Origin of the sequence: Vibrio genomosp. F6 (assembly GCF_005146325.1) — a bacterium.
GTDB lineage: Bacteria > Pseudomonadota > Gammaproteobacteria > Enterobacterales > Vibrionaceae > Vibrio > Vibrio cortegadensis.
Window position 1 is genome coordinate 35,556 of the sequence record NZ_SYUT01000013.1, and the last position, 22,193, is coordinate 57,748.

Below are 22,193 nucleotides of genomic sequence, written 5' to 3' on the forward strand. Positions count from 1 at the left end.
CACTTAATGTTTTTTATTGTTTACACTTGCAATCGTTTTTGTAGCTGTTATTGTGTTTTTAAAGATAGTTAGCCCAAATGGAAATATTGGGTGTAAAAATAAATATACAGGTTGAGTTATGCAAAAAAGTGAATTAAGCAATGTCAATATCATCGACGAACAGGTACTGATTACTCCTGAGGAGTTAAAAGCAAAACTACCTTTGAGTGATAATGCTCGTCGTTTCATTCAAGAGTCTCGTCAAACTATCGCAAACATCATTCATAAGAAAGATCACCGCATGCTTGTTGTATGTGGCCCATGTTCTATTCATGATATTGAAGCCGCGAAAGAGTACGCGAAACGTCTAAAAGCCTTATCGGAGCAACTTAGCGACCAACTGTATATTGTTATGCGTGTTTACTTTGAAAAGCCTCGTACCACTGTTGGTTGGAAAGGTTTGATCAATGACCCTCATCTAGACGGTACTTTCGATATTGAGCATGGTTTGCATGTTGGTCGTGAGTTGCTTGTTGAACTTGCTGAGATGGAAATCCCACTAGCGACAGAAGCGCTTGACCCGATTAGCCCACAATACTTGGCTGATACTTTCAGCTGGGCTGCGATTGGTGCTCGTACAACTGAATCGCAAACTCACCGTGAAATGGCAAGTGGCCTTTCAATGCCAATTGGTTTTAAAAATGGTACTGACGGTAATTTAGGTACAGCAATCAATGCTATGCAAGCCGCTTCTTCTAGCCACCGTTTTATGGGGATCAGCAGCGAAGGACAAGTTGCACTACTGACAACTCAAGGTAACCCTAATGGCCATGTTATTTTGCGTGGCGGCAAGCAGACCAATTACGATTCGGTTTCAGTACACGAATGTGAACAAGAGTTGGCGTCAACAGGGCTAGATGCTTCGTTAATGATCGATTGTAGCCATGCGAACTCACGCAAAGATTTTCGCCGTCAACCGCTTGTCGCTGAAGACGCGATTCATCAAATTCGTGAAGGCAATAAATCGATCATTGGGTTAATGATTGAGAGCCATATTAACGAAGGAAATCAGCCTTCAGATATTCCTCTGAATGAGATGAAGTACGGGGTTTCTATCACGGATGCATGTATCAATTGGGATGCAACTGAGGCACTATTAAGACATGCTCATACTGAATTAGTACCGTTTTTAGAAAACCGTCTATAAAGATAAAAGGGACGTTAATGGCTGTTGAATTAAACGAATTACGCGATCAAATAGATGCCGTCGATAAACAGATGCTTGAGCTTCTTGCTCGTCGTTTAGCTTTAGTTGAAAAGGTTGGGGAAGTAAAAAGCGAGCATGGTTTGCCGATTTATGCACCTGATAGAGAAGCGGCAATGCTGGCTTCTCGTCGCGAAGAAGCGGCTAAGCAAGGAGTGCCACCACAACTGATTGAAGATATTTTACGCAGAACAATGCGTGAATCTTACGCCAGCGAAAAAGATTCAGGCTTCAAGTGCTTGAATCCACAGCTTCGCTCGGTAGTGATCATTGGTGGTAATGGTCAGCTTGGTGGTCTTTTTGGTCGAATGTTTAGTTTGTCAGGTTATGACGTCAAAGTGCTTGGCAGCCAAGATTGGCATAAAGCGGATGAACTACTTAGCAATGCAGGTCTTGTTGTCGTGACTGTGCCGATTCATTTGACTGAAGGTGTGATTGAAAAACTGGGTAATTTGCCTGACGATTGTATTTTATGTGATTTAACCTCTATCAAATCGAAACCCTTGCAGAGCATGTTAGCTGTGCATAACGGCCCTGTTGTTGGTTTGCACCCGATGTTTGGCCCTGATGTACCAAGCTTAGCTAAGCAAGTGATTGTTTACTGTGACGGACGTGGTGAAGAGTCTTACCAATGGTTGCTGAAACAGTTTTCGATTTGGGGCGCAAGTTTATGCCAAATTGAGGCGGGTGAGCACGATCATGGTATGACGTTAATCCAAGCATTACGCCACTTCACCTCTTTTGCTTACGGCTTACACCTAAGTAAAGAGAATCCAAATATTGATCAGTTATTGAAACTGAGCTCTCCGATTTATCGTTTAGAGTTGGCAATGGTAGGGCGGTTGTTTGGTCAAGACCCGAATCTGTACGGAGATATTATTCTCGCGTCACAAGATAACATCGACATGATTAAGCGTTTCCATCAAAGTTTTGGTGAAGCCATTAAAGTACTCGACGGGCATGATAAAGAAGCGTTTGTTGATAACTTTAATCAAGTCAGTGATTGGTTTGGTGATTACTCTCAGCAATTTTTGGAAGAGAGCCAGAACTTATTAAAACAAGCGAATGATGCGATTCATCGAGCTTGATTCGACCTTAAGCCTCTATAGAATAATAAGGTTATATAGAAAAGAAATATCGACAAAAAAAAGAGCTGTGAAATACAGCTCTTTTTTATTGTTTAAAATAACGCATTATTCAGCATTAGCGAGTGATGCTTGATTTATCATTTGCGTCATCACTCAATACCGTTTCGATACTGCTGTCAGTATACGGAGCATTAGTTAAGTTGATCTGTAGGCGAACCATGTTATCAATCAATTTGACCAGCGGAGCCCATTTCAGCTTCTTCTCTTTTTCAAATACGTAATTGAAATTTTCTGGTGTCCAATCCATAAGGTATTGTGGATTGAGTGAGCGACCTAGAAATCGTACTTCATAATGAAGGTGTGGGCCTGTTGAATTGCCAGAGTTACCACATGTCGCTAATACATCGCCCTTACTGACAAACTGACCACTCTTGGCTTTGAAGCTTTTTAAGTGAGCGTAAGAGCTCATGAATCCGAATGAGTGACGAACAGTTAGGAAGTTTCCAAACCCTTTTTTGCTTGGTCTAACGGTTTCAACGACACCATCCGCAGGGGCTAAAATCTGCTCTCCGCGCTTACAAGTCAGATCTATACCAGTATGAGTATGGCGTTTTCCGCTAATGGGATTGGTTCTGCGTCCATAAGAGGAGGAGATGCGCTGATAGGTGACAGGGCTATCATTTGGAATCAACCTAAACATGGTTGCGCGAACGGCGGAATCAATGGCAGCGGCATCGATTCTCTCTTCTAAAGAGCTATCATTGGTCAGTAAGTCTTCATCCGCCAAGCCTAATACGGATTCCACATCATAAACGCGCTTTCCTAAAATATGGATTTGCGAATTTTTTTGTTCAAGTGATTGAGATAATGAGTGGCTAGTATCAACTTGTTCCTCATAAAGCGCTTCAATAGCCTTTTTTTCAGTTTTTAGATTTGAAATGGCGGCTTCGAACTCTTGTTGAGTCGTATGCATTTCAGATTGCATTAACTGGCTATCGTTGTATTGCTGGTACAAAAAAGTACCGAGTAATGCAGGCACGGTCGTTAAAGTAGCCAAAATAGCTAATATTGATCTCTTACCGAAATGAAACGCTTGATCCCCGCTTTGTGCAGGGATAATGATGGAAATTTTTTTGGACATATTAACTTTTGTATATATTAACTAATGTGACTACGTAATTGGCAGACAATAGCAAAATCGTTTGATTAAGCCTCTTCGCCTAGATCTGATAAATGTTCTATTTCGCGGTGCAGTAAATGATCATCGCCCACGTTGAGTTCAACCAATCTTTTTAGGTGGCTGATACTATCAATATCAATATTATCAATGATTAGACGAATTATATCGTCTTGAGTGTTTAGAACTTTCGCTTGAAGATGAATAGTTATATCACTTTCAGGCAGTGTAAATGAAACGGTGACCGCCGAATTCATCTCTAGATCTGGAGTTTGCTCTGCTGATAACAGTAGTCCATGTAAAGATAAGTCTTTAATCGTGGTTTTTAATTCATACTCACCGTGTGAAATAAGCGCAGGTGCTTGATAAATAATGCGTGAAAAACGACGTCGCTCAACCATAATATTTCTCTCTGTATCAGTAGGTTGATTGCATTTCATCAATCAACATTATTTGGGTTTATACTCATCATAGCAAATAATGATTATGGCAATTAATCGGATATCAAAAAAGCCCACATGAATAACGAATTAATCACGTATTCTTATTTATGCCAAACGTACCAATACACAAAGGCCGCTGATCATAGCGGCCTTTGATTAAAATACAAGCTCTATCGTAATGGTTTATTACTTAGTCATACGTTTGTATTTAATACGATGAGGTTCTGCCGCTTGAGCGCCTAAAGTCTTTTTCAGCCACTCAGTGTATTCAGTATAGTTACCTTCGTAGAAGTTCACCTGACCTTCATCACGGTAGTCTAGGATGTGAGTAGCAATACGGTCTAAGAACCAACGGTCATGCGAGATAACCATTGCACAACCTGGGAACTCAAGTAGAGCTTCTTCAAGTGCACGCAGGGTTTCAACATCAAGGTCATTGGTCGGTTCATCGAGTAGCAGTACGTTGCCGCCCGCTTTTAGCAGTTTAGCTAGGTGAACACGGTTACGTTCACCACCAGAAAGCTCACCGATGATCTTCTGTTGGTCGTTGCCTTTGAAGTTGAAACGAGAACAGTAAGCACGCGCAGGGATTTCGAAGTTGTTGATCTTAATAATATCAGCGCCTTCAGAGATCTCTTGGAATACGGTTTTCTTGTCGTCCATGCTGTCACGGAACTGATCAACAGAAGCAAGCTTAACGGTTTCACCTAGCTCCACAGTACCGGAATCGGGCTGTTCTGCGCCACTTAGCATCTTGAATAGTGTTGATTTACCCGCACCATTGGCACCCACGATACCCACGATCGCGCCTTTAGGCATGCTGAACGATAGGTCGTCGATAAGAACTCGATCACCAAACGATTTAGTAAGGTTGTTCACTTCAAGTACTTTATCACCTAAACGCTCACCCGGCGGGATGAACAGTTCGTTGGTTTCGTTACGCTTCTGGTATTGGCCAGTGGTTAACTCTTCAAAACGCGCCATACGAGCTTTAGATTTAGCCTGACGGCCTTTAGGATTCTGGCGAACCCACTCAAGTTCTTTCTCGATGGTTTTTTGACGAGCGCTTTCGCCTGCTTTTTCTTGCTTCAGACGCTCATCTTTCTGTTCTAGCCAAGAGGTGTAGTTACCTTCCCATGGAATGCCTTCTCCACGGTCAAGCTCTAGAATCCAGCCAGCAGCGTTGTCTAGGAAGTAACGGTCATGGGTGATTGCCACAACAGTACCGCTGTAATCAACAAGGAAGTGCTCAAGCCATGCAACAGATTCAGCATCCAAGTGGTTGGTTGGTTCATCAAGTAGTAACATGTCTGGTTTTTCAAGAAGTAGACGACAAATCGCAACACGACGACGTTCACCACCAGATAAGAATTCAATCTTCGCATCCCATTCAGGAAGACGAAGTGCATCAGCAGCACGCTCTAGAGCGGTTTCTAGGTTGTGACCATCTTTCGCTTGAATCAGTGCTTCTAGCTCACCTTGCTCTTTAGCAAGCGCGTCGAAATCGGCGTCTGGTTCTGCGTATGCAGCGTATACCGCATCAAGACGAGTCAGTGCGCCTGCAACATCAGAAACGGCTTCTTCAACAATCTCACGAACGGTTTTAGATTCGTCCAGTACAGGTTCTTGTGGCAGGTAGCCGACTTTCAAGCCAGTTTGCGCACGAGCTTCACCATCAATGTCTGTATCAAGGCCAGCCATGATGCGCAGTAGGGTGGATTTACCTGAACCATTGAGACCTAAAACACCGATTTTAGCGCCAGGAAAAAAACTAAGGGAAATGTCTTTTAGAATTTGACGTTTAGGTGGCACAGTTTTGCTCACCCGAGACATGGTATATACGTATTCAGCCATTGCCGATCGTTCCTAATGTTTGCAAATTATGAAGCGGACATTTTATACCAAACGCTACCATTTTGTTACCTTCTGGCGAGACTTTACGGTTTATGAACCGAGACTTTATGGTGAAAATTTGCGGGTATACATGCCTAGGTGGTGAAGTTGTATGCAGAAATAGTGTGTTTTTTCTGGGACCGATTGCACTAAAAGCCAATCGATATGCAAGTTTGGATATATTTACAATTTCTAGCTTTACATTCGAATGTGTATGAGTTGTTAATAGAGGCTACCTAATAACAATTCGCACAAGGGAATTGAGCGTATGACGCAAAACAAAGCGCGAACAATAGGGCCACACTCAGTATTGAGAAATACGCTAACGACGATAGCGAAAGTGATTTCTTCAAGCCTTCTTATGAGTGTCATGGTCAGTCATGGTGTCGCAGCAAAAACCGTTTCTGAACGGGAATTACAACGAGTGAACTATGAAAAAGCACAAGATTTATTAGATAAGAAAAAGGTGGAAGAGTACCAAGCTTTACGCAGTACGATTGCGACTTATCCTCTGACCCCTTACACCGACTATCGTGCATTTTTGGCTCAGCTGAGTAATAAGACACCCCCAGAAGTCGACAATTTTATTGAGAAAAACCGATTACTGCCGTTTTCATCTAGAATTCGAGCTCCTTACTTGGAAGTTTTAGCCAAGCAAGGCCAGTGGCAAACATTATTAACTTTTCAAACTCAGGAGCCTAAGGGCGAGAGTTACCAGTGTATTTATTATCATGCATTGTGGATGGATAACCAGAAAGAGGCCGCGTTTTCAGGCGCTGAGAAACTGTGGCTAAGTGGGCAAGGTATTGCAGACCAATGTGATCCTCTATTTGAGCAATGGGAAGAGGCAGGGCTTCGTAGTGACGCATTGATTTTAGATCGCATGTTGCTTGCGTTTGAAGCTCGGAACGGAAAGTTGATGACTTATTTGATGAAGTTACCAAAGTCTGATGCTGCTAAGAAACAAGCGGAAGCGATGAAAGCTCTGTATAGAAAGCCGGAGCGCGTCACTCAGTTTGCTAAGCAGCATGAGGCGTCGGATTTCTACCGTTCACAAACGGAATTCGCCTTTAAAAAACTTGCCCGTAAGGATGTCTCCGCAGCACAAAAAGCATTACCTCAAGTGGTTAACGCTCAGAAGTTCTCATCCCTAAAATCACAGCAACTCGCAGAATATGTGGCATTTCGATTAACCAATACTGATTCCGATGAGTTAGCGAAATGGAGAGATCAGGTTCTATTAAAAACAGAGCGGGTTGTCTTGCTAGAGAGAAGAGTTCGCTTAGCGATTCAGCATGCAGATTGGCAAGGTGTCCAGCGCTGGATTGCACGATTACCTGAGGTGAAGCAGAGCGCTATTCGATGGCAGTATTGGCAAGGGCGATCTGAGATTGAGCTTGGTGAGAAGGTAAAAGGGCAGCAGCGTTTAAAAAAGCTCGTTGGAAAACGTAACTTCTACAGTGTGGCTGCTGCAAACGCTATCAAGCAGTCGATAAACTACCCTACGACGACTCTTGTGTTAGATAAGGCGATGGTCAATCCTCATCGAATGGCGTTAGAGCGAATTCGAGAGCTTATTGATCTCGATAAAATTGCGGCCGCGAAAAGTGAATGGCGCTGGCTGCTTAGTTATGTATCGAGTGAAGAGAAAGAGATGTTAGCCGCGTATGCAGCAGTACAAGGTTGGCACCACTTAACGGTAACGGCCACGATCTCAGCTCGGATGTGGGATAACACGCATTTACGTTTCCCTATTGCTCACCGCTGGTGGTTTAATTTCTATGGTGAAAAGCACGACATAAACCCGATAACACTTATGTCATTAGCTCGTCAGGAGAGTGCGTTGGATATTGAAGCTCGTTCTCCTGTAGGTGCAAGAGGAATCATGCAGATTATGCCTGCAACGGCTAAATATACTGCGAAAAAGTACCGGATAAATTACCAAGGAAAAGATGACCTGTATGAAGTCGGTAAGAATATTGAAATAGGAAGCCACTACTTAGATGGTTTGCTAGAGCAATATGACCATAATAGAATTTTTGCTCTTGCGGCCTATAATGCGGGCCCTCACCGAGTGAAAACATGGCGAGCTCGAACGGGGGGAGAACTTGACGCTTACGCGTTTATTGAAGCGATACCGTTTAAAGAGACTCGTGGGTATGTGCAAAATATTTTGATGTTCGAGACCTACTATCGAGATATTTTAGGGGTAGAGGGAACCTTCTTGAGTGATGAAGAGAGTAACGAAAAATATTAATTTAAAAGTGGCGCTAAAACTTTACAATAGAGATAAGTAAGTAAAGGTGAAAACAATATGGCATCAGAACCAGAATATAGTGATTGGCAACAGTTAATGAGCTTAGTGAAAGAGGCGTCTGAGCAAGATCAGCAACAGATGTTACTTACCATGATGATGACTCCAGATGAAAGAGATGCTTTAGTGGCGAGAGTAAATATCTTCTGTGAGCTGTTAAAAGGAGATCTATCTCAGAGACAGATTAGCCAAATGCTCGGGGTGGGTATTGCAACAATCACTAGAGGTTCTAATGAATTGAAAAGTAAGTCAGAGGAAGAAAAAACGAAATTAGCAGAGTTGATCTTAACCAACAAGAACGCTTAGTTTTATCTTTCTATGATATAAAGTCTAAATATAAAAAGCACTCGTCAAGCGGCGAGTGCTTTTTGCTATCTTCCATTTGCTAGCATCTGTCTAACATCGTTTGTTCGTTTGCAGCATATTGTGGTACGAAGAATAAACGTGTATCGAGAGTTGCGAACTCGCTTACAGATTCGCAGGGAAGTGAGTAGGATTAGTGAACGGGATCAGTGCCAATATGAGCGCTTGGTGATAAACAGAGCTGCGAGTCAATTGGTCTTGAGTCAGCAAGCTAATTGCCCCGCCTTTCTGCTTAATATTATCCGTTGAAAACACTTCATCCATTACGTCGCCTAGCTCATTTGCTGTTTTTAGTTTCTCAATGACTTCAGGCGGCAACATCAAACTGGCTGAGCGAGACTCACCTCGATGAGTCGCTGATTCAATCACCATCCACGCAAAAGTTACACTGCCCTCAATTCCCGCTTCTAAACCAACAAAGTAGTCAGCATTCGAATTAATTTGTTTCGCATTGCGTACTCGATTAAGGGCTCCATCATGAGTCTCTTGATCCGTCATTGGTTGATCAGCCACTTCGCTTGCTACGCTGACACCTTCAAACTCAAAAGTTTCAGTAGGGAAGGCGGCTTGAAATGCACTTTTGACCGCATTGATTTTTGCAGGGTTAAGAGAGGTGATAATTACGGTTTTCATGACAGGTTTAGAGTCCTTTTAGCTGTTGATACCAAATCGATAGCTGATCAATATCCATTGGTTTTCCAAAATAGTAGCCTTGCATAAAGTCACATTGTTGATCTGCAAGCCATTCATGCATCTCTTGGGTTTCAATGCCTTCAGCCGTTACGGTTTTAGACTGCGCATGGCACAACTCAATAAGTGGTTTGATTACGTTCTGATTATTCGTTGCGACTAACGTTTCTAAAAAGAGTCGATCGAACTTAATCTTTTGTACAGGGTATTGCACAAGTTGAGTTATCGAAGTATAGCCTGAACCAAAATCATCAATGGCGAGGTTGTAGCCTAATTTGGATAATTTATACAGTAGTGGGAACCCTTTTGAATCTGCTGCAAAAGTTTCCGTTATTTCAAAGTCGATCAAATGGCGTGGAATACCATATTGTTGAGCGTGCTCTTCGATAAACATGGCTAGTTTTGTACTACTAAGCTCAGCTGAAGATAAGTTAATCGACAACTGAACAGGAGTATCAAACGCTGTTTGTAATTGATCAAAGCGAGCAAAAGATTGTGCGATTACCCAGCGGTCAATCTCTTCAAATAACCCCGTTTGTTCTGCAATGGGAATGAATTCATCAGGTGAAATGAACCCAAGTTGTTCGGAATGCCACCTCAACAGAGCTTCAACACCAATCACTTCAGTACCTTGAGTATTTAGGTAGGGCATAAATACGAGGCTGAACTCATCGATATATTGATGAGCTCTTAATGCTCGTTCGATATTCGAGCGTCGCTGAACTATTTTATCGAGGTCAAGAGAGTAGTGAGCGAATTGGTTTTTACCCGCACGCTTCGCTTGATACATGGCAGTATCAGCATTCGATAAGAGTTTTTCAATATGGTCACCATCCAAAGGATAAGTGGCGACGCCAATACTTGCGGTGATCGGAAAACTACCAAATTCAGATTTAAACCCGCCCTGAAGAGGCGCTAAAATTTGCTCAGCGAAGGCTTTTGCGGCATCTTTAAAGTTATTTGGTGAGCAGATAAAGATGGCAAATTCATCACCAGATAGGCGTGAAGCAAGGCTCTTGGTCCCATATTGATGGCTAAAATCATCACATAAGCGAGTCACTTGTTCAGCAAATTCAACCAGCAAAGAGTCACCCACCTGATGTCCATATTGGTCATTAACGAACTTGAAGTTATCCAAATCAATATACAGGACCCATATATTACAACTTGCTAATGGGGAGCTAAGTATACTATTCGCGTAATTCTGAAACTGATGACGGTTCGCAAGCTTGGTTAGGTGATCGTTTTCAGCTAATGTTTTGGTTTTTCGATACGTATTATCGAGTTCGTTATACATGTCATAGAAGCGTGTGGATAACCGTCCCATCTCATCATTGGTATTGAGTGGTTGGATATTGTCACGCTGTTTTTTTTCAACTTGTTGGAGTTGCTTATCTAAACGAGTTATTGGATTTATCACATAACGGTAGAGAAGAATAAGTAGCAACAATACCGTTATTAATGCCGAAATCCCAAAAGATAGAATAAGTTGACGCCAAATATCTTGCAGCTTGTTATTGAGAATAAATTGAGCAGGATCGACCGTGATGTATAAATCATTGGCGAGTTTAATAGACTGAGTGAGTCCTTTGTTGGTATTAATTGGCTCGGAAGATGCGAAGATGCTGGTTTGGTTATCAAACTCGATCTGTCTTCGAAGCGTATTGAATTTGTCTAATGAAACGGATACGACGACGAAAAAAATATCGTCTTGTTGTTTAATCAGTGGACGAGCAATGGTTCTTTTGTCTAGTACTTCATAGCGAACTAGCATACCGTCACCTTGAGAACTTAAGACATAATTGATGTTCGAAGCGGCCAATGATGTTTGGTATTTCTGTTTTACATGGTGAAGTATCGCAGGATCAATTTCAGCGAAAGGATCGGTGCTATTTTCAGCATAATAAAGGAGATCTTGATTGCTATCTAGGATCGCCAAAGAAGAGAAGCTACTGTCTCCTGCTTGCAATACTTTTATGGTTTCTTGCAAATTTTCTATGAGCTCAAGCTCACGATATGGATTTTGTGCATTAAGAAAGTATTGCCGAATGATGTCACTCTTGGTCAAGGTGTAGGCGTAGCTGTTTAGAAATGAGCGAGCTTGACGAAAATGACCTGCCAACTTTTCCATATTGAGCTGTAAATAACTGTCTTCTCGTTTAATAAGAGCATCCTTTTGGCTAGCGTAAATAATATAGCTAGAGGCTGCGGCACTAATGATTATTACAGGTGCGATTAAAAGAAGTATACGTTTACTTAACTTCATAACGAATAAATACAAGTTACCTTATTTGGGGAATGTAATACCATGCTGTTGGTAGGTCTTAGCACTTGGTTTATAAAATAATAGCACTCTAAGCTAATGAAAGTACGGTTTTATTCTCATCTGAATGGTGAATACTTATTCTATTTGGCTACTATGTTCTTTGATTATGGCGTTGCGTATCCGGCTTCTAAGCGTCATCGATGCATTGTCCTGTGTTGAATAAAATTGTGAGCGTTGGATGATGCTCATATCTGGATAGAGTGATTGAGAGTGGTCACCTTCGGCTTCTAGTAATGTGATTGCTTTAGAGTTTGTGGTGGAATTGCCAAGTTCTCTCGCATTTATCGCTGCAATGTTTGGACGATGCAAAAAATTAATAAATGAGAGCGCCAGTTGAGGTTTTTTTGATGACTTCAAAACCGCTAAGCAATCGACCCATAATACTGTTCCCTCTTTTGGAACGGTATAGCCCCACTGGTAGTGAGAACCTAAATGATTGAGTACCTGCGTATCCCCGCTATAGGCGAGAGCTAAATGAATGTTCGCCATTTCTTGGGGGTTATGCATTAAGTAAGTCAAAATATACTCATAGGTTCTGACGAATGGAATTTGCTGTTGAAGCTCAGCATAGACTTGAGTTAAGTCTTCCTTATTGGATTCATGGATAGACAAGCCTCTTAAAAATAGAGAGGGCATCAACATATCGCTATAGTCTGCCAGCATGCCAATATTCCGCTGTTGCATATTTTTGGAATAAGATTGCGGATAGAGTAAAGCACGCCATGTATTCGGTGGTATCGGGTAGATGTCTTTACGGTAAATTAACCCTAAAGTCCCCCAGAAATAGGGCACGGCGTTGGAACTGCACTGATTCTTCCAAATTTTTGGTACGTAGGACAAATTGGTTAAACTGTCCGTGGTTGTTAGGTCTAATAACTTGTTATTGCGGGTAAAGTTACGAGTCGCGACTTCATCGAGTACAGCAATATCAACCTCATTCCCTTGCAGTTGATTGATAATTCGATCTCTGTCGGTGTCACTATCAAAATAGATCTGCTTTATTTTGACATTGGTTTCCTGTTCCCATAAATCAATCACCGGTTCAGATAGGTAATATTGCCAGTTAAAAATGGTGAGTGTTTGTGGATCTTCTTGAGCGTAAGCTTTACCAGTATGCAAAAATATGACAAGCAAACAGTTGATTGCTGTAAAGAATGATTTCATTTAGTTCCCTATATCAACACGGTTCGTTACAGAAAAAATTGTCTGCTTATCTCGTTATTTACGTTTTTATTATTTACGTACCTACGAAAGTTACGTTGTGTAGGCTACGCAAGTTTCACCTGAGTCGGTTTTACATTTTCGCTAGGGTAGCAGCCTAAAACTTTCAGGTGGCGAGTTATTTTGGTTAACTCCACAATCGCTTGTTGCATCTCTATAGAGTCTAGGTGAGATTCTAAATCGACATAAAACATCTCTTCCCATGGGTTGCCCATGATTGGTCGTGACTCTAATTTATTCATGTTAATGCCATAACGCTGTAGCACCAGTAGCGTCTCAACTAGAGAGCCCGCCTGTTGTGACGTCGACATGATGAGCGTTGTCTTTGCCGGGATCTGCGGTGAAACTTCAACGGGTTTACGAGCAACCACAATGAATCGTGTATGGTTTTCAGTTTGATTGGCGATGTTGCCTTGAATGGATTGCAATCCATACAGCTTGCCACTTGATGAGTTTCCAATCGCGGCCACATCGGTGCGATTTAACTCTTTTACTTTTTGCATCGCATCGGCTGTGCTCACGCATGACTCTAATTTCACGCCTTTCATCCTGCTCAAGAACTCACTGCATTGTTGGTGCGGCTGAGGGTGTGAGTAGAGGGTTTTAATTTGTTCGATTCGGATCTCTTCTGTTGCAACAAGGCAGTGCTCAATGGGTTGGGTGAGTTCGCCAACAATATACAAAGTGGTGTGCTGCAGAAGGTCATAGACTTCATTAATTGAGCCTGAGCTGGTGTTCTCTATTGGCAACACTCCGTAATCAGCGTGGCCAGACTCTACGGTATTGGCGACATCTTTAAAGTGATCGCAATTGAGCTCAACAAGCTCCATATTTTTACGGCTGAAATATTCACGGCTTGCAAGGTGTGAATACGATCCTTTTGAACCAAGAAACGCTACTCGGGCTAAAGGTTTTCTATTTTGAGGATTCGCTAAATTTTGTAAGTAAGATTGTTGCAGCAATACGGAGTCTTCAATAATGGTATGAAAAAGCTTAGTGATGTATTGAGCATCAAGATCATACTTATTTTTGCCGTTGTTGATTAATTTGACTAACAGTTGCTGTTCGCGAGAAGCGTCGCGTACTGGTTTGGATGTTTCTACTTTGCTTTTAGCAACTTCAATACTGAGTTTACGGCGTTCTGAGAATAGGCTCAGAAGTTGGTCATCAAGTTCATTGAGTCGTAAACGGATCTCATCAAGAGAGATATGGCTGTCAGTCATTAAAATTGTCCTTATAAAAAAGCCCCCCATTTTGGGAGGCTTCTGTTCGTTTTTGACTTTTCTTTCGAAAACGAGTTCGCCCCCAGTTATGGAAGAAAAAATAAGTCAAAAAAGAACAGTTGTTTGGTATGCATAAATAGTAATTTATCGCTGAATGTTTAAACACAATAAGCAAGCAGGGATAAGGCGTCAAGCAAAAAAATAGCGCCCGTAGGCGCTATCTTAAATCCTTATTTTTTATTCGACTTCTTCAGCTTCTTCTATCTCAGGTTTTTCAGAACGACGAGCTTCTGGTTTGTGGCGTAGTTTATTCAGTTGGCGTTCTAGTTTTTGTTCTACTTCATTAACCGCTTTATATAGATCTTCGTTTACAGCGGAAGCAACAAGTTGTCCTTTAGGAACCGTGATAATAGCCTCGAATTTTTTCTGTTTATTTGGCTCTTCGCTAAAGCTTGTTTGACAACCAATGATGTCTACTTGCCACTTCTCTAGTTTCTTAAATTTAGCTTCAATGTGCTCACGAATTGCAGAGGTGATGTCGATGTTTTTACCAGTGATTTGTACTTTCATATTGAGTTTTCCTCTGTGTCATCCCTCATGGGTTAACTCCAGATTACGGATATAAAGCTAAATAAATGTGATGTAGATCACTCTTTGGTGCGGATTATAGGGCGGTGAAATTAAATGTGATCTTACGCAAATCTTTCTTTATTTTCTGCTGAAATACCTTGTTATCAAAAAAAAACAAGATAGATTGGTAAGGGTAATACGCTGAAAACTCATCATTTTTGGGGAGTTTTTACAGCCTGAATATTTTGATGATGAATAAACGCTCAGAGCCTAAATGTGATACAGATTCACTGATGCTCATAAGTTATACATTTGAATGTTAAAATGCCGCTCGTCATTTGATTGAGCGGCATTTTTGCATTTCAGTCATTGTAGCTTGATTACTATGGAGACATGTCCATAAACCTCACTTGGTTATCCTTCAAAAGTACTGCATTTCCTTTATCTCGTACTTTTTGAATGGCAGCGAGTTGTTTGTATACCACGTAATATCGATTGATGTTGGCAACATAATGAACGGGCTCCCTTCCGATGTTACGTCGGGCAATCACTTCTACATTTTTAAACCACACATTAGGATCATAACCATGCTTTAGAGCTAGTTTGCGGATTCGTCTAATTTGAGCTGGCCCCGCATTATAGGCTGCTAACGAAAAATAGATTTGATCATCAACACTCATGTCATTATCTGAAAAATAGCGATCTTTAATAAATCTCATATATTTCACCCCAGCATGAATATTATTCTCTAATTGATAGATGTCTGGAATGTTGACATAAGGATCTTTTGCGGTACTTGGGAGCACTTGCATAATACCGACTGCGCCTCGGTGCGACACTTTACTTTGGTCTAACCCGGACTCCTGATATGCCTGTGCTGAGATCATTAGCGGTTCAAATTCATATTGACTTGAGTATTGGCTGAAGAGCTCTGATATATGATTAAGTTTGGCGATTTTCTTTGGATTTAAAGCACGACTTAGCCATCGAGTGTTGTCTATATATTTGTCATAAATAACGTTGCCCAGAAGTGTGCCCGATTTTGCAGTCTTGATGTATTTATTGAGTGTCGCTTTGAGCTTTGGGCTGTTTTGGCGTAGTGCCCATGCTATCTCACCATTTTCTCTTAGTGGGAGTTGCGGATGAATTTGGATATTTTCCATCACATTAAGCCATAACTTAGTTTTATGACTATCTAAGATAGTGGCATTAATGTACCCCTGGTTCACCATTTCGATAAGTTCATAATCCTGTAGCGTCTCTTCAATGAACTGAACGGTGACAGGGGCCAAACCTTGCTGGTCGAGTTTTTGATTGATAACTTGAAGGCTTTCAAAATAACTAGAGCTGGCTCGCACCCAAACCTCTTTACCACTGAGTTGTTCGATAGCGGTTATTTGAGGATGATCTTTGTTGGTAACGATGATCTCTTGGATATTGTTGATAACAGGGTTACTGAAATCGATAATTTCTAACCGCTTGTCGGTGATGGTTAAATTGGCGACTGCCACATCACCGTAGCCGCTAGTCAGTGAGGGTAATAAATCATCACGTTGAACTGGAATAATTTGAACATTTAAATATTGAGACTGTTTTTTAAGTTGTTTCTCAAAGTGGTATAGCATTTCAGCAATGATGCCTTTCGGCTTTCCTGCTTCAACATAGTAAAAACCTAGATCAGCAGAGACAAGAACTCGTATGACATTCCGTTTTGATAGACGATCAAAGTCGCCCACATACGGTTCTTTGCTCAAAGGCGATAGCTCTAAAGCGAGTCCTTTGGGAGGAATGAATATCGTGATAACGAGCAGTAAAAGTAATTTTTTCACATCAACCTCCATGTTGATACTTTGTTAAATCATTACATTTATCATACGTATTGAACAACTATCCAGCAAGTTTGTCAGTCGATAGACATAAAAAAGCCGCTTAATAATTAAGCGGCTTAACAGTGTCATTCAACGAGTTTAAGTTAAATTGGATTTAATTCTATCAACGCTTCTGTTCGTGCTATGGCGTCTTCCAACCCTAACTCTTTATAAGCTTGAAGCTGAATATTGAGTGATTTTCGGGCAGCTACTGTATCTGGATAGGTTTTTTGTAGCTCTTGGCAGCGATTGATCGCAGCAATCCATGCTTCACGGCGTAAGTAAAAATCAGCGGTTGCTAAATCATATTCAGCAAGACGATTTTTTAAAGCGAACATGCGTTTTTGTGCATCTTCTGCGTAAGGGCTTTCAGGACTACGTTGTAATAGCTTTTTAAAATCAGCAAACGCTAATTTCACTGGCTCTGGATCGCGATCTGAACGGTCAATGCTAAATAGGTCATGCATGAAGTTTCGGTCTTGAGCCATGTGTGTCAAACCACGCATGTACAGTACCCAGTCCGCCTTCTCATGTGTCGGGTTTAGGCGAAGGAAGCGAGAAATCGTGGCTAAACCTAGAGCGAGATCATCGTTTTTGTAATAAGCATAAATAAGATCAAGTTGAACCTGTTCAGAGTATGCTCCAAATGGATAACGAGAGTCTAACGCTTCAAGTTTTTCTATTGCAGTAAACCAACTACCACTTTGTAATGATATTTGCGCTTCTGAATAGAGCTCTGATGGTGGCACATCAGGTACAATTTCTTCACTACTAGAACATCCAGCCAGCAGTGATATAGCTAATAAGCCTGATAAAGTTTGGCGTTTCATGTCAGGAGTCGATTCCTTGAATTTAAATATTTCGTAAGCTTCCGTTACTTTCTTATCAGTAACAGATACAATGATGCAATTGTCCTATTCTATCCATAGTCATGGGTATTAGTCTCACGGTTTTTAAAAAAGTTCGATATGGCTCAGCAGATCACACTAACAGATACAGTAAAAGACAGCCAACTTGGTCAACGTTTAGACCAAGCAGTAGCTGAACTTTTCTCAGATTTTTCCCGCTCGCGTGTAAAAGAGTGGATTTTAGACAGCAAAATCCAAGTCGATGGCGTTGTTATAACTAAACCACGTATCAGAGTTATGGGCGGTGAAGAGATCATCGTACATGCTGAACTTGAAGACGAAGAGCGTTGGGAAGCACAAGATATTGCACTAGATATTGTTTATGAAGATGACGACATCTTGGTAATCAATAAGCCTCGTGGTCTTGTCGTTCACCCTGGTGCAGGTACTCCTGATGGTACGGTATTAAATGCGTTGTTATTCCATTATCCACAAATTGCTGAAGTGCCACGTGCTGGTATTGTGCATCGTCTGGATAAAGATACGACAGGTTTGATGGTGGTTGCGAAAACCGTACCAGCACAAACTCGTTTAGTTCGTGCTTTGCAGAAACGTCGTATTACCCGTGAATATGAAGCGATTGCGATTGGTAAAATGACCGCTGGTGGCATGATAGAAAAGCCGATTGGCCGTCATACTACGAAACGTGTTCTTATGGCCGTTAATGAAATGGGTAAACCTGCGGTAACTCACTACCGTGTTGCGGAGCATTTCCGTGAGCATACTCGTATTCGTTTACGTCTAGAGACAGGTCGTACTCACCAAATTCGTGTACATATGTCTTACCTTCAATATCCTTTATTAGGTGATATTGCTTACGGCGGTAGAGCTCGCATCCCTAAAGATGCCTCTCAAGAGTTGACTGACATGATCCGTGGGTTTGATCGCCAAGCGTTACATGCGGTCATGCTTAAGTTTGATCATCCAGTAACGGATGAGACAATGGAGTTTCATGCTCCCGTGCCTGACGATATGATCGAAATGGCAGAAGCGTTACGTGTTGATGCGAAAGAAAACTTCTCTGAAGATATTTAATGAAGTTAATCATCCCTCAGTGGAGTGCACCTAAAAATATTAAAGCTTTCAGTTCGACTCGCTTCGATGGCGTGTCGAATGGGGTATATAAAGGCTTAAATTTAGGTACTCATGTGGGGGATGATGAATCTATCGTTATTCAGAACCGTAATAGGTTAGTTAAGCACTCGAATATGCCGTCTAACCCAATATGGTTGAATCAAACACACTCGACAACCGTATTGAATATAGGCTCTCCTACTGAGTCAATTTTAGATGCTGATGGGCTATTTACCCAGCAGCCTAATGTTGTTTGCTCTGCTATGACGGCAGATTGCCTCCCTGTGTTATTAACGAATACTCAAGGTTCACAAGTCGCAGCTGTTCATGCTGGTTGGCGTGGATTAGCTAATGGTATTTTAGAAAATGCAGTAGAAAAGTTTGATGGTGAAGTTATTGCTTGGCTTGGCCCTGCGATAGGAAAAAATGCGTTTGAAGTTGGTGATGATGTTGTGAATGCATTCGTTGAGTTTGATGAGCATGCTATTGAGGCTTTTCAACCTCAATCTCAACCTCAAGCAAATAAATATTTAGCGGATATTGGGTTGCTTGCTACGCAAAGATTAAATCGAGCTGGTGTTCAATCTGTCTTTAACAGCAATCTATGTACGTATCGCGACGCAGATAGTTTTTATTCTTATCGACGTGATGGTATTACCGGTCGCCAGGCCGCCTTTATCTGGATTGAATAAAACGTCATTTCTCAGAATTTAACCTCCAAAATTTGATTGCCAATAACTTATTGCTGAAAGGCACTCTTTTCCTCTTGAAAATCTCCATTATCGTATCCATCTTTGTTTATAAGAATTATCTCATTGAGGTATGGAGATAGATATGCGCCTTGATCGTTTTACAAGTAAATTCCAAATAGCAATTTCTGATGCTCAGTCATTGGCCTTAGGTCGAGATCATCAATATATAGAACCTGTTCACCTTATGGTATCGCTGCTTAACCAAGATGGTAGTGCGATTCGTCCACTCCTAACGATGTTAGACATCGATATTGTTCAGCTTCGTTCAAAATTAAGCGAAATGCTCGACAGAGTGGCAAAAGTGAGTGGTATCGGTGGTGATGTTCAGCTGTCTAGTGCCATGGGTGTGCTATTTAACCTGTGCGATAAGGTAGCCCAGAAGCGACAAGATAGTTTTATATCTTCTGAAATCTTTCTTCTAGCAGCCATTGAAGATAGAGGCCCGCTTGGCAAGTTACTAAAAGAACTAGGACTCACAGAGTTAAAGCTTTCTCAAGCGATTGAGCAGATCCGTGGTGGTCAAAAAGTCGATGATCAAAATGCCGAAGATAAAAGACAAGCATTAGAGAAATTCACGATAGATCTTACTGAGCGTGCGGAACAAGGAAAACTTGATCCTGTAATTGGTAGAGATGATGAAATTCGTAGAACGATACAAGTATTACAGCGCCGAACTAAGAATAATCCGGTCATTATTGGTGAACCTGGCGTGGGTAAAACTGCGATTGTCGAAGGGTTAGCGCAACGCATTATTAATAATGAGGTTCCAGAAGGTCTTCGCGGTCGTCGAGTACTTTCTCTTGATATGGGTTCATTGGTTGCTGGGGCGAAATATCGAGGTGAGTTTGAAGAGCGCCTAAAATCGGTACTCAATGAGCTATCAAAAGAAGAAGGTAACATCATTCTTTTCATTGATGAGCTTCATACCATGGTCGGTGCAGGTAAAGGCGAAGGCTCTATGGATGCAGGGAATATGCTAAAACCTGCACTCGCTCGTGGTGAACTGCACTGTGTTGGGGCGACAACCTTAGATGAATATCGTAAGTACCTTGAGAAAGATCCTGCATTAGAGCGCCGTTTTCAAAAAGTAATTGTTGATGAACCGAGCGTAGAAGATACCGTCGCTATTTTACGTGGTTTAAAAGAACGTTATGAGCTTCATCATCATGTGGAAATCACTGATCCAGCCATCGTATCGGCAGCAAGTTTATCGCATCGCTATGTGTCGGATCGCCAATTACCAGATAAAGCGATCGATTTAATCGATGAAGCAGCATCGAGTATCCGAATGCAAATAGACTCAAAACCAGAGTCACTCGATAAATTAGAACGAAAAATTATTCAACTGAAGATAGAGCAGCAAGCACTATTTAACGAACATGATGACGCAAGTGAGAAGCGTCTAAACACGATTAACTCTGAGTTGAAAGTGAAAGAGCGTGATTTTGCTGAACTAGAAGAGGTGTGGAATGCAGAAAAAGCCGCTCTTTCTGGAACGCAGCATATAAAATCTGAGCTCGAACAAGCTCGAATGGATATGGATTTTGCTCGTCGTGCGGGCGATTTAAATCGGATGTCTGAGTTACAGTACGGGAGAATTCCAGAGTTAGAGAAGCAACTAGATTTAGCGACTCAAGCTGAAATGCAGGAGATGACGCTACTCAGAAATAAAGTGACAGACGCTGAAATTGCAGAAGTATTATCGAAACAGACTGGCATTCCTGTCTCTAAGATGTTGGAAGCGGAAAAAGAGAAGCTTCTTCGCATGGAAGAGGTATTACATAAACGAGTTATTGGTCAGGTTGAAGCGGTTGAGGCTATATCTGATGCGATTCGTCGTAGCCGTGCAGGTTTGTCCGATCCAAACAAGCCAATAGGTTCATTTTTATTTTTGGGGCCAACAGGGGTAGGTAAAACTGAACTTTGCAAAACATTAGCCAACTTTATGTTCGATAGTGAAGACGCCATGATTCGAATTGATATGTCTGAGTTTATGGAGAAGCACTCTGTTGCGCGTTTAGTTGGAGCACCTCCAGGATATGTAGGATATGAAGAAGGCGGCTATATAACCGAAGCCGTTCGTCGTAAACCATATTCTGTCATTTTACTTGATGAAGTAGAGAAAGCTCACCCTGATGTCTTTAATATATTACTCCAAGTATTGGATGATGGTCGATTAACTGACGGACAAGGTCGTACCGTTGATTTCCGAAATACTGTGGTGATCATGACATCGAACCTAGGTTCAGATCGTATTCAAGATAATTTTTCGGTTCTAGATTATTCAGGAATAAAACACGAAGTTATGGAAGTGGTTAATAAACATTTCCGACCAGAGTTTCTAAACCGAGTAGATGAAACGGTCGTATTCCATCCGTTAGGCAAAGAGCATATTAAATCTATCGCTTCTATTCAGCTTGATAGATTGGCTCATCGAATGGAAGAGAGTGGATATGAGCTTGAAGTGTCAAATAAAGCATTGGAATTAATTGCTGAAGTAGGGTTTGACCCAGTATTTGGTGCTCGTCCACTCAAGAGGGCGATTCAACAGAGTGTCGAAAATCCATTGGCTAAGGCAATATTGGCTGGAAAAATAGATTCAGATAAAAAAGTACAGCTCTTAGTAAGCAAAGATAAAATTGTAGCTCATCAAGCATAATTAATATTACGGCATTAAATAAAGGGGATTCTTACCCATTTATGGCCTATTTTTCATCGCTCTGGTTGAATTCTAGCCGAACCGACTGTGGGGAATGATTTATTTGGTTTTTACCCTTGCCTTTGATGACCAACTGCCTATAATGCGCCTCCGTTGACAGGGAAACTTATCTTAGTTTCAATGTTCAACTGAGGCAGCCAAGTTAAGATAAAAAGTGTTTGACACAATGACTTATCTAGCTAAAATGGCCGTCCGTTTTGAGCAAAGCTCGAAACAAGCTCTTTAACAATTTAGACCTATCAATCTGTGTGGGCACTCGTTGATGATAATCACTAGTTTCGTACTGTTTGTTTTCGCTTTTTAAAGCGAAAGTAAATTAAG

General features: G+C 41.4%; 17 protein-coding genes and 1 other annotated feature. Of the genes, 7 read left to right on the forward strand and 10 right to left on the reverse strand.

What is annotated here, in order from left to right; all coding sequences use genetic code 11:
- Nucleotides 1–118: 118 nt before the first annotated feature.
- Both FCV43_RS04280 and tyrA read left to right on the forward strand, forming a co-directional pair.
- The gene (locus FCV43_RS04280; RefSeq protein ID WP_113799344.1) at nucleotides 119–1,186 is read left to right on the forward strand and encodes a 3-deoxy-7-phosphoheptulonate synthase; all 1,068 of its coding nucleotides are present in this window, start codon (nucleotides 119–121) and stop codon (nucleotides 1,184–1,186) included.
- A gap of 17 nt (nucleotides 1,187–1,203) precedes the next feature.
- The gene (tyrA, locus tag FCV43_RS04285) at nucleotides 1,204–2,331 is read left to right on the forward strand and encodes a bifunctional chorismate mutase/prephenate dehydrogenase (protein WP_136994124.1); all 1,128 of its coding nucleotides are present in this window, start codon (nucleotides 1,204–1,206) and stop codon (nucleotides 2,329–2,331) included.
- Nucleotides 2,332–2,446: 115 nt separating this feature from the next.
- On the opposite strand, the gene FCV43_RS04290 is transcribed toward tyrA, so the two are convergent.
- From FCV43_RS04290 to ettA, 3 genes are all read right to left on the reverse strand, one after another.
- Entirely contained in the window at nucleotides 2,447–3,472 is a 1,026-nt protein-coding gene (locus tag FCV43_RS04290; RefSeq protein WP_017053107.1) for a M23 family metallopeptidase, read from the reverse strand.
- Between the two features lie 65 nt (nucleotides 3,473–3,537).
- The gene (locus FCV43_RS04295) at nucleotides 3,538–3,909 is read right to left on the reverse strand and encodes a PilZ domain-containing protein (protein WP_017053106.1); all 372 of its coding nucleotides are present in this window, start codon (nucleotides 3,907–3,909) and stop codon (nucleotides 3,538–3,540) included.
- Between the two features lie 228 nt (nucleotides 3,910–4,137).
- Nucleotides 4,138–5,805, reverse strand: coding sequence for an energy-dependent translational throttle protein EttA (ettA, locus tag FCV43_RS04300; protein ID WP_017053105.1), 1,668 nt, complete (start codon nucleotides 5,803–5,805; stop codon nucleotides 4,138–4,140).
- Between the two features lie 400 nt (nucleotides 5,806–6,205).
- On the opposite strand from ettA, the gene sltY reads away from it, so the two are divergent.
- Nucleotides 6,206–8,101, forward strand: coding sequence for a murein transglycosylase (gene sltY, locus FCV43_RS04305; protein ID WP_136994133.1), 1,896 nt, complete (start codon nucleotides 6,206–6,208; stop codon nucleotides 8,099–8,101).
- A 57-nt stretch (nucleotides 8,102–8,158) separates the two neighbouring features.
- Nucleotides 8,159–8,464, forward strand: coding sequence for a trp operon repressor (gene trpR / locus FCV43_RS04310; RefSeq protein WP_017053103.1), 306 nt, complete (start codon nucleotides 8,159–8,161; stop codon nucleotides 8,462–8,464).
- Nucleotides 8,465–8,626: 162 nt separating this feature from the next.
- Here the strand turns inward: trpR and yjjX are convergent, their stop codons facing one another.
- The 7 genes from yjjX to FCV43_RS04345 all read right to left on the reverse strand — a co-directional run bounded on the left by yjjX (nucleotide 8,627) and on the right by FCV43_RS04345 (nucleotide 17,249).
- Nucleotides 8,627–9,154, reverse strand: a complete 528-nt coding sequence (gene yjjX / locus FCV43_RS04315; RefSeq protein WP_136994125.1) for an inosine/xanthosine triphosphatase — start codon at nucleotides 9,152–9,154, stop codon at nucleotides 8,627–8,629.
- 7 nt (nucleotides 9,155–9,161) lie between these two features.
- On the reverse strand, nucleotides 9,162–11,477 hold the full coding sequence (locus tag FCV43_RS04320; protein WP_136994126.1) for a putative bifunctional diguanylate cyclase/phosphodiesterase: 2,316 nt from the start codon (nucleotides 11,475–11,477) through the stop codon (nucleotides 9,162–9,164).
- 135 nt (nucleotides 11,478–11,612) lie between these two features.
- Nucleotides 11,613–12,701 carry an ABC transporter substrate-binding protein gene (locus tag FCV43_RS04325; protein WP_113799329.1) on the reverse strand — a complete coding sequence of 363 codons (1,089 nt, stop codon included), beginning with the start codon at nucleotides 12,699–12,701 and terminating at the stop codon, nucleotides 11,613–11,615.
- 104 nt (nucleotides 12,702–12,805) lie between these two features.
- Nucleotides 12,806–13,981 (reverse strand): prephenate dehydratase, encoded by a 1,176-nt coding sequence (pheA, locus tag FCV43_RS04330; RefSeq protein ID WP_017053099.1) that lies wholly within the window; start codon nucleotides 13,979–13,981, stop codon nucleotides 12,806–12,808.
- Between the two features lie 13 nt (nucleotides 13,982–13,994).
- Nucleotides 13,995–14,112 (reverse strand) — a sequence feature (Phe leader region).
- 106 nt (nucleotides 14,113–14,218) lie between these two features.
- On the reverse strand, nucleotides 14,219–14,551 hold the full coding sequence (hpf, locus tag FCV43_RS04335) for a ribosome hibernation-promoting factor, HPF/YfiA family (protein ID WP_017053098.1): 333 nt from the start codon (nucleotides 14,549–14,551) through the stop codon (nucleotides 14,219–14,221).
- Nucleotides 14,552–14,934: 383 nt separating this feature from the next.
- Nucleotides 14,935–16,392 (reverse strand): lytic transglycosylase F, encoded by a 1,458-nt coding sequence (locus FCV43_RS04340; RefSeq protein ID WP_136994127.1) that lies wholly within the window; start codon nucleotides 16,390–16,392, stop codon nucleotides 14,935–14,937.
- A gap of 131 nt (nucleotides 16,393–16,523) precedes the next feature.
- Nucleotides 16,524–17,249 carry an outer membrane protein assembly factor BamD gene (locus tag FCV43_RS04345; protein WP_136994128.1) on the reverse strand — a complete coding sequence of 242 codons (726 nt, stop codon included), beginning with the start codon at nucleotides 17,247–17,249 and terminating at the stop codon, nucleotides 16,524–16,526.
- 138 nt (nucleotides 17,250–17,387) lie between these two features.
- Here FCV43_RS04345 and rluD point away from each other — a divergent pair, with 138 nt between their 5' ends.
- From rluD to clpB, 3 genes are all read left to right on the forward strand, one after another.
- Complete coding sequence (gene rluD / locus FCV43_RS04350; RefSeq protein ID WP_136994129.1) at nucleotides 17,388–18,362, forward strand: 23S rRNA pseudouridine(1911/1915/1917) synthase RluD; 975 nt, start codon at nucleotides 17,388–17,390, stop codon at nucleotides 18,360–18,362.
- A complete protein-coding gene (pgeF, locus tag FCV43_RS04355; protein WP_136994130.1) occupies nucleotides 18,362–19,093 on the forward strand; it encodes a peptidoglycan editing factor PgeF in 732 nt (243 codons plus the stop codon). The genes rluD and pgeF overlap by 1 nt, the downstream gene beginning before the upstream one ends.
- 142 nt (nucleotides 19,094–19,235) lie before the next feature.
- Nucleotides 19,236–21,812, forward strand: coding sequence for an ATP-dependent chaperone ClpB (gene clpB / locus FCV43_RS04360; protein ID WP_113799318.1), 2,577 nt, complete (start codon nucleotides 19,236–19,238; stop codon nucleotides 21,810–21,812).
- Nucleotides 21,813–22,193: the final 381 nt, after the last annotated feature.